The 6,828-nt window shown below is 63.5% G+C and carries 6 protein-coding genes; 1 reads left to right on the top strand and 5 read right to left on the bottom strand.

The genetic code is table 11. The annotated features are described in order from the left end of the window. Together ABYB95_RS13890 and ABYB95_RS13885 are read right to left on the bottom strand one after the other, a co-directional pair. Positions 1–1,716: aldehyde ferredoxin oxidoreductase family protein (locus tag ABYB95_RS13890; RefSeq protein ID WP_372659157.1), on the bottom strand; the 1,716-nt coding region annotated here is incomplete at its 3' end. Positions 1,717–1,744: 28 nt separating this feature from the next. Then, positions 1,745–2,221: a 4Fe-4S dicluster domain-containing protein gene (locus ABYB95_RS13885; RefSeq protein ID WP_372659156.1), complete on the bottom strand. Its 477-nt coding sequence runs from the start codon at positions 2,219–2,221 to the stop codon at positions 1,745–1,747. 250 nt (positions 2,222–2,471) lie between these two features. Here ABYB95_RS13885 and ABYB95_RS13880 point away from each other — a divergent pair, with 250 nt between their 5' ends. Beyond that, a complete protein-coding gene (locus tag ABYB95_RS13880; RefSeq protein ID WP_372659155.1) occupies positions 2,472–3,587 on the top strand; it encodes a helix-turn-helix domain-containing protein in 1,116 nt (371 codons plus the stop codon). Between the two features lie 54 nt (positions 3,588–3,641). Here ABYB95_RS13880 and ABYB95_RS13875 read toward each other — a convergent pair whose 3' ends face one another. The 3 genes from ABYB95_RS13875 to ABYB95_RS13865 all read right to left on the bottom strand — a co-directional run. Next, positions 3,642–4,013: a DUF779 domain-containing protein gene (locus ABYB95_RS13875; protein ID WP_372659154.1), complete on the bottom strand. Its 372-nt coding sequence runs from the start codon at positions 4,011–4,013 to the stop codon at positions 3,642–3,644. A gap of 172 nt (positions 4,014–4,185) precedes the next feature. Then, complete coding sequence (locus ABYB95_RS13870; protein ID WP_372659153.1) at positions 4,186–5,706, bottom strand: aldehyde dehydrogenase family protein; 1,521 nt, start codon at positions 5,704–5,706, stop codon at positions 4,186–4,188. A gap of 409 nt (positions 5,707–6,115) precedes the next feature. Next, positions 6,116–6,828 (bottom strand): substrate-binding domain-containing protein (locus ABYB95_RS13865; RefSeq protein WP_372659152.1); only part of this gene is annotated, 713 nt, incomplete at its 5' end.

Here is a 6,828-nt window from a genome sequence, read left to right as displayed (position 1 = left end):
TTCGGTGAGCAAGCGCTTGGGCAGGCTGTCGTCCTTGGCGGTGAAACCGGCGGCGTTGTTGAATTCGCGCTCCATGTTCCAGATGCGCTCACCGATTTTTTCCAGCTCTTCGGTCGTGTACTCGTCGCCGCAGGCCGCTGCCATTTGCGGCGCCAGATCGGCCAAGCCCCAGGCAAAGGTGGTGAACACGCACAAGCCCGAAGAGTCGAATGCAGCGGTCGCGTCCTGGAAGGCTTTCACCAACTCCGGCTTGCCTTCGTGTTCCAGCGGGTCTGTCTTGACCGGGATGCCCAACACCTCGGAAGCGATGGTGTAGCCGCGCAGGTGGCAGCCGCCCCGGTTGGACGTGGCGTAGGCCAGGCCAATGCCCTGGATGGCGCGCCCGTCGTAGGCCGGAAATTCCTGGCCCTTGCTGGTCATGCTCAGGTCGGGCTGGCCGTATTTGGCGGTCAGCCGCTTGGAACCGGTGCCGATTTCCTTGCCAAAGCCGCGCCCGTTGACGGTCTCTTCGACCAAAAAGGCCAGCGCATGCGCCGAACCAAAAGGCGCTTCGATGCCGATCTGCTCCTTGGTCAGCACGCCCATTTCGTACATTTCCATCACCGCGCCAATGGTGGCGCCAAAGCTGATGGGGTCTATGCCTTCTTCGTTGCAGATCATGGACGCGTATTGCAAGGCTTCCAGATCCTTCACGCCGTTGGCCGCGCCCAGCGCCCAGGCGGCTTCGTACTCCAGCCCGCCCGAAGCACCCCAGTACTGCGGTTTGTTGGCCACGGTGAAGTGGCCCTGGTCCATCTTGCTGATGCGGCCGCAGGCGATGGTGCAACCAAAGCAGGCCTGGTTGGTCACCAGCTGCTTTTTGCCGTCGGTCTCGCGCGGCGTGGCCATGGCTTCGGCCGAGATGTCCTTGGCACCTTCAAAGGCGTTGTCGCGGTGGTTGCGTGTGGGCAGCGCGCCCATTTCGTTGATGACGTTCATCAACACCTGGGTGCCGTAAGTGGGCAGGCCCTGGCCGGTGACCGCGTTTTCCGCCAGGATCTTTTTCTTTTCGGCGATCACTTTCATGAAGGCCTTGGGGTTCTTGATATTGCCCACGCCCTTGGTGCCGCGCACCGCAATCGCCTTGAGGTTTTTGCTGCCCATGACGGTGCCCACGCCGGAGCGGCCCGCTGCGCGGTGCAAGTCGTTCACCACGGCTGCATAGAGCACGCCGTTTTCGCCCGCCTTGCCGATGCTGGACACCCGGGTGAGCGGGTCCTGCAGACTGGATTTGAGGATTTCCTCGGTCTTCCAGACGCTTTCGCCCCAGAGGTGGCTGGCGTCGCGCAGTTCGGCCACATCGTCGCTGATGTAAAGGTAGACCGGCTTGGGCGATCGACCCTCCACGATCACCATGTCCCAGCCCGCCATCTTGAGCTCGGCGCCCCAGTAGCCACCCGAATTCGAGCAGGCAATGGCGCCGGTGAGCGGGCTCTTGGTGATGACGGTGTAGCGCCCGCCGGTGGAGGCCATGGTGCCGGTGAGTGGCCCGGTGGCCCAGATCAGTTTGTTCTCCGGTGCCAGCGGATCGACCTTGGGGTCGACTTCGCTCACCAGGTATTTGCTGCCCAGACCGCGCGAGCCAATGTAGGCGCGCGCCCAGTCCATGTTCAGCGGTTCGGAAGTGACGGTGCCCGCGCTCAAGTCCACGCGGAGGATTTTTTCAGCCCATGACATAGTGGTGCTCCTTTGGTGGGTTGACGGATCAGGCCGCTGACGGCTGGTTGCCCAGCTTGTCGGCCCACTGTTTCATCTTGTCCATGCCGGTCCAGTTCGCGTCGATGAAGGTGATCGCAGCGGTCGGGCAGGCGTCGGCGCAAGCCGGCTCGCCACCGCACAGATCGCACTTCTGCACCTTGCCGGTTTCCTGCACGTAGTTGATGGTGCCGAACGGGCAGGCGATGGTGCAGACCTTGCACCCGACACAGGTGGAGTCGTTGACCACCTTGGCGCCCGTGAGCTTGTCCACCGTGATCGCCTCGACCGGACAGGCGTGCAGGCACCAGGCCTCGTCGCACTGGGTGCAGGTGTAAGGCACCTTCTTGCCGGTGTGGTGGAAGTCGAAGACTTTGATGCGCGATTTGGACGTGGCGTAGGTGCCGTAGTTCTCGAACGAACAGGCCATTTCGCACTGCAAGCAGCCGGTGCATTTGTCCGGATTGATGTGCAGAACTTTTTGCATGTGAGTCTCCTGTGTGGGGTGGTTTCGCCGAGCCGTGGGCCACCGCCGGGGCACAGCCACCAGCAGCCTTATGAACGGGTTTGCCTATGCATTGTTGGAGGCAATCACCGCCTCCGATTCAGGGTTATCCCTAGTCGGACACCTGCGGCACGATGAAATTCTCAAAATGAAACACTGCTCTAATGCATTCATGCGATGAAGCCCTCACAGTACGGCTCAGACCCACGGAACGCAGCAACGGCACGGCCTCATGCAAACCCCACTTCCACCGCACACCTCCACCCATCCGCTGGATCGCATCGACCGGATCGAGGCCGCGCGGCGCCAGGTCCTGCTGGAAGGCTCGCTCAACCCCTCCCAGTGGGTGCCGCCCTGGATCGACCGCTCGTGGCGGCGCTGTCTGGCGCTGGGCCAGACGCACGACCGCCCCTTGGTGTTCAACGCCGTGTCGGCGCGCGATGTCGCGGCCGCCTTGGAAACCAGCCAACCCTTGCTGCGCGCAGCCGCCCCGGTGATCCGTTCGTTGGCCCGCGTCATGGCCGACACGCGCTACTTCGCCATCCTCACCAACGCACAGGGCGTGGTGATCGACGTGAACGGCCCCATCGACCGGCACGACCCCCACGCCGACCTGATCGCTCGCGTGGGTGTGGACCTGTCGGAGCACGCCGTCGGCACCACCGCCATTGGCACCACGCTCACCGAACTGCAACCGGTCTGGCTGCACCGGGGCGAACATTTTTTCAACGACGCGGCGGTCTACAGCTGCGCCGGTGCGCCGCTGTTCGGCCCGGACGGTCGCTGCGTGGGCATGCTGGACCTGACCGGCATCCAGGTGCCCGAGCGTCCCGCGCTCAAACACCTGGTGACCCAGTCGGCGCGCAGCATTGAAAACGCGTTGACGCTGGCACAACCGCACGAGTTGCTGCTGCGCATCAACTGGCTCGACCGCCCGCTGGGTCAGGACGGCGACGGCCTGGTCTGCCTGGATGGCGACGGCTGGCTCACCGGCACGAACCGCGCCGCCGCCGAAATATTGGCCCTGGTGCCGGGCCAGCGCCTACCGCACGCCGACGATGTGTTTGCGGTGGCCAGCGATCAGCTGTTTGAACAAGGCCGCCACCACCGCGCAGCCCTGGAAGTGCCGCTGTGGTCGGGCCTGCGCCTGCAATTGCAGGCCCAGCTTTCGCACGACGGCGCACAACTGGTATCGCCACCCAGCGCGAGCCTGAAGGACGTGGAGGCCGCGCTGATCCGCAAAGCGGTGCAAGACGCCCGTGGCAACGTGACAGAGGCCGCGAGCAAGCTGGGCATCAGCCGCGCCACGGTCTACCGCAAACTGCCCCGTCAGCGCCGGGACGGCTGATACCGCTCACGAACCGCGCACCAGGCGCTTGCGCGGCAGAAGCAGCGTCGGCTCCTAGCGGTTTTGTTCGGCGTCGAGCTCGGCCATCTCGGCCTCGGTGAACACGCGTGAACGCGTATGAAACGCCTTGCCCTCGGGGCCCTCCAGCGAGAAAGTGCCGCCATGGCCTTCGATCACATCGATGATGAGCTGCGTGTGGCGCCAATACGCGTACTGGGCCTTGCCGATGTAAAACGGGCAGCCACCGATCTCACCCAGGTACACGTCGCCCGCACCCATGGTGATTTCGCCCGGCAGGTAGCAGTTGGCCGCGCTGTTGTCGCAGCAGCCACCCGACTGGTGGAACATCAGATCGGGGCCGTGTTTCGTTCTGAGAAATTGGATCAACTCAACGGCTGCCGGGGTGGCAATGACTTTTTCGACCATGTCTGTCTCCTTGAACGGGTAACGGGTGGCGGCGAAATGGAAAACGCCGAAGCGGCGTACCAGCTCCGGCGCGAGATGTCTGAACCCAGAGCGCTGCGGAGCCGGCTCTGCCGGACCGCCAGCGTTGCCCCCTTGAGGGGGTGACGCGCCGCAGGCGCGGCGCAGGGGTGGGTCAGAAAAAGCCCAACTTGTTCTCGCTGTAGCTGACCAGCAGGTTCTTGGTCTGCTGGTAGTGGTCCAGCATCATCTTGTGGGTTTCACGGCCGATGCCCGACTCCTTGTAACCGCCGAAGGCGGCGTGCGCGGGATAGGCGTGGTAGCAGTTGGTCCACACGCGGCCGGCCTTGATGGCGCGGCCCATGCGGTAGGCCACGTTGCCGTTGCGGCTCCACACGCCAGCACCCAGGCCATACAGCGTGTCGTTGGCGATCTCCAGGGCTTCGGCTTCGTCCTTGAAGGTGGTCACGGCCAGCACGGGGCCAAAAATTTCTTCCTGGAAGATGCGCATCTTGTTGTGGCCCTTGAACAGGGTGGGCTGCACGTAGTAGCCGCCGTCCAAGTCACCACCCAGATGGGCCTGCCCGCCACCGGCGAGTACCTCGGCGCCCTCTTCCTTGCCCAGCTCCAGATACGACAGGATCTTGGTGAGCTGTTCCTTGGAAGCCTGTGCGCCCATCATGCTGTCGGTGTCCAACGGGTTCTTGTGCTGGATGGCGGCCACGCGCTTGAGCACGCGCTCCATGAAACGGTCGTAAATGCTTTCCTGGATCAAGGCGCGGCTGGGGCAGGTGCAAACCTCGCCCTGGTTGAAGGCGAACAGCACCAAGCCTTCGATGGCCTTGTCGAGGAAGGCGTCGTCCTTGTCCATGATGTCGGCAAAGAACACGTTGGGTGACTTGCCACCCAGTTCCAGCGTGGCCGGGATCAGGTTGTTGGCGGCAGCCTGGGCGATCACGCGGCCCGTGGTGGTGGAGCCGGTGAAGGCGATCTTGGCGATGCGCTTGGAAGTCGCCAGCGGCATACCGGCTTCGCGGCCATAACCGTTCACGATATTGAGCACGCCGGGGGGCAGCAGGTCGGCGATCAGCTCGGCCAGGATCAGGATGGAGATCGGGGTGGACTCGGCGGGCTTCAAGACCACACAGTTGCCCGCGCCCAGTGCCGGCGCCAGTTTCCAGGCGGCCATCAGAATGGGGAAGTTCCAGGGAATGATCTGCCCGACCACGCCCAGCGGCTCCTGGATGTGGTACGCCACCGTGGTGTCGTCGATGTTGGACAGCGCGCCTTCTTGCGCGCGCACGCAGCCCGCGAAATAGCGGAAATGGTCCACGGTCAGCGGAATGTCGGCGTTGAGCGTTTCGCGTATCGCTTTGCCGTTGTCCACGGTCTCAGCATAGGCCAGCAGTTCCAGGTTGGCTTCGATGCGGTCGGCGATTTTCAGCAGGATGTTGGAACGCGTGGCGGCATCGGTCTTGCCCCAGGCATCGGCGGCGGCATGCGCGGCATCGAGTGCGAGTTCGATGTCCTCGGCGGTGGAGCGTGCGGCCTGGGTATAGACCTTGCCGTTGACCGGCGTGATGACATCGAAGTACGCGCCTTTGACCGGCGCGACGAAACGCCCGCCAATGAAGTTGTCGTACTGTGCTTTGTAGGTGATCTTGGCGCCGGCGGCGCCGGGAGCTGCGTAGAGCATGTTGTCTTCCTCTGGGTGTACAGGTTGCAGATAAGAGCCTGGAGTGGCCCCATCTCTGCCTCAAGTTCCATGCCATGCCCAGATACCGCTTTTCTCCGATTTTTGGCCCCCTTTTGCGCACCATCTGCTCCCCGATGCAACACCGCGATACACCCATCTGCGCCATTGCGCCAAAGTGAAACAAGGCCGTGTTGGCCCTTGGAGCAGGCTGGGCTTGTCGCACGCGGTCCAACACCGGCGCGCGAGGGCATCGAAGTCCTGCGCGAGAGACTTCGCTGACCGGATTTTGGGTGGGTGTTTGCAGCCGCCGTGGCGCAGAAATCCTGGCTGAACCTGGCCGGTGATCGGCAGGGACAGGCCCTGGAGGCTACGCACCGCGTAGGCGCGTGGCAGACGTGAATGGCCTGCGCTATTTGCTGGCGTTGGGGAAGAACAGCTGTTCGCCACCGATTTTGTAGGTCGCGATCACCGCCTGCCCCGCAGGGCCCGTCACCCAATCCACAAATTTCTGGCCTTCTGCGGTCTTGATCTGCGGGAACTTGGCCGCGCTCACCAGCATCACGCCGTACTGGTTGAACAAGCGTTTGTCGCCCTCTACCAGCACGGCCATATCGGCCTTGTTCTTGAAGTTCAGCCAGGTACCCCGGTCGGCCAGCACGTAGCCGCCACTGGACGCCGCGATGTTGAGCGCCGGCCCCATGCCACAACCGCACTCCTTGTAGCCCGTGCCCTTGTTGGCGTCGGTGTCGGTCATCTTCCAGAAACGCAGTTCGGCCGCGTGCGTGCCGCTCTTGTCACCGCGCGAGATGAACTCGGCGTTGGCCGTCGCCAGCTTTTTCAAGGCCACCACGATGTCGTTGCCCTGTGTCTTCACGGGATCGGCCTTGGGTCCGATCAGCACAAAGTCGTTGTACATCACGTCCAGCCGCTGGCCTGCGAAGCCGTCGGCCACAAACTGCTCTTCTTTGACCTTGTCGTGCACGAACAGCACATCGGCGTCGCCGCGGCGGGCCATGTCGATCGCCTGCCCCGTGCCCAGCGCGACTACCTTCACGTCGATGCCGCTGGCTGTTTTGAAAGCCGGTAACAGGTGGGCAAACAAGCCCGACTGCTCGGTGGACG

The organism is Hydrogenophaga sp. (assembly GCF_041633695.1).
Lineage (GTDB): Bacteria > Pseudomonadota > Gammaproteobacteria > Burkholderiales > Burkholderiaceae_C > Hydrogenophaga.
Note: the sequence above shows the minus strand (reverse complement) of the source record. Positions and strands in the feature narration are given on the sequence as shown.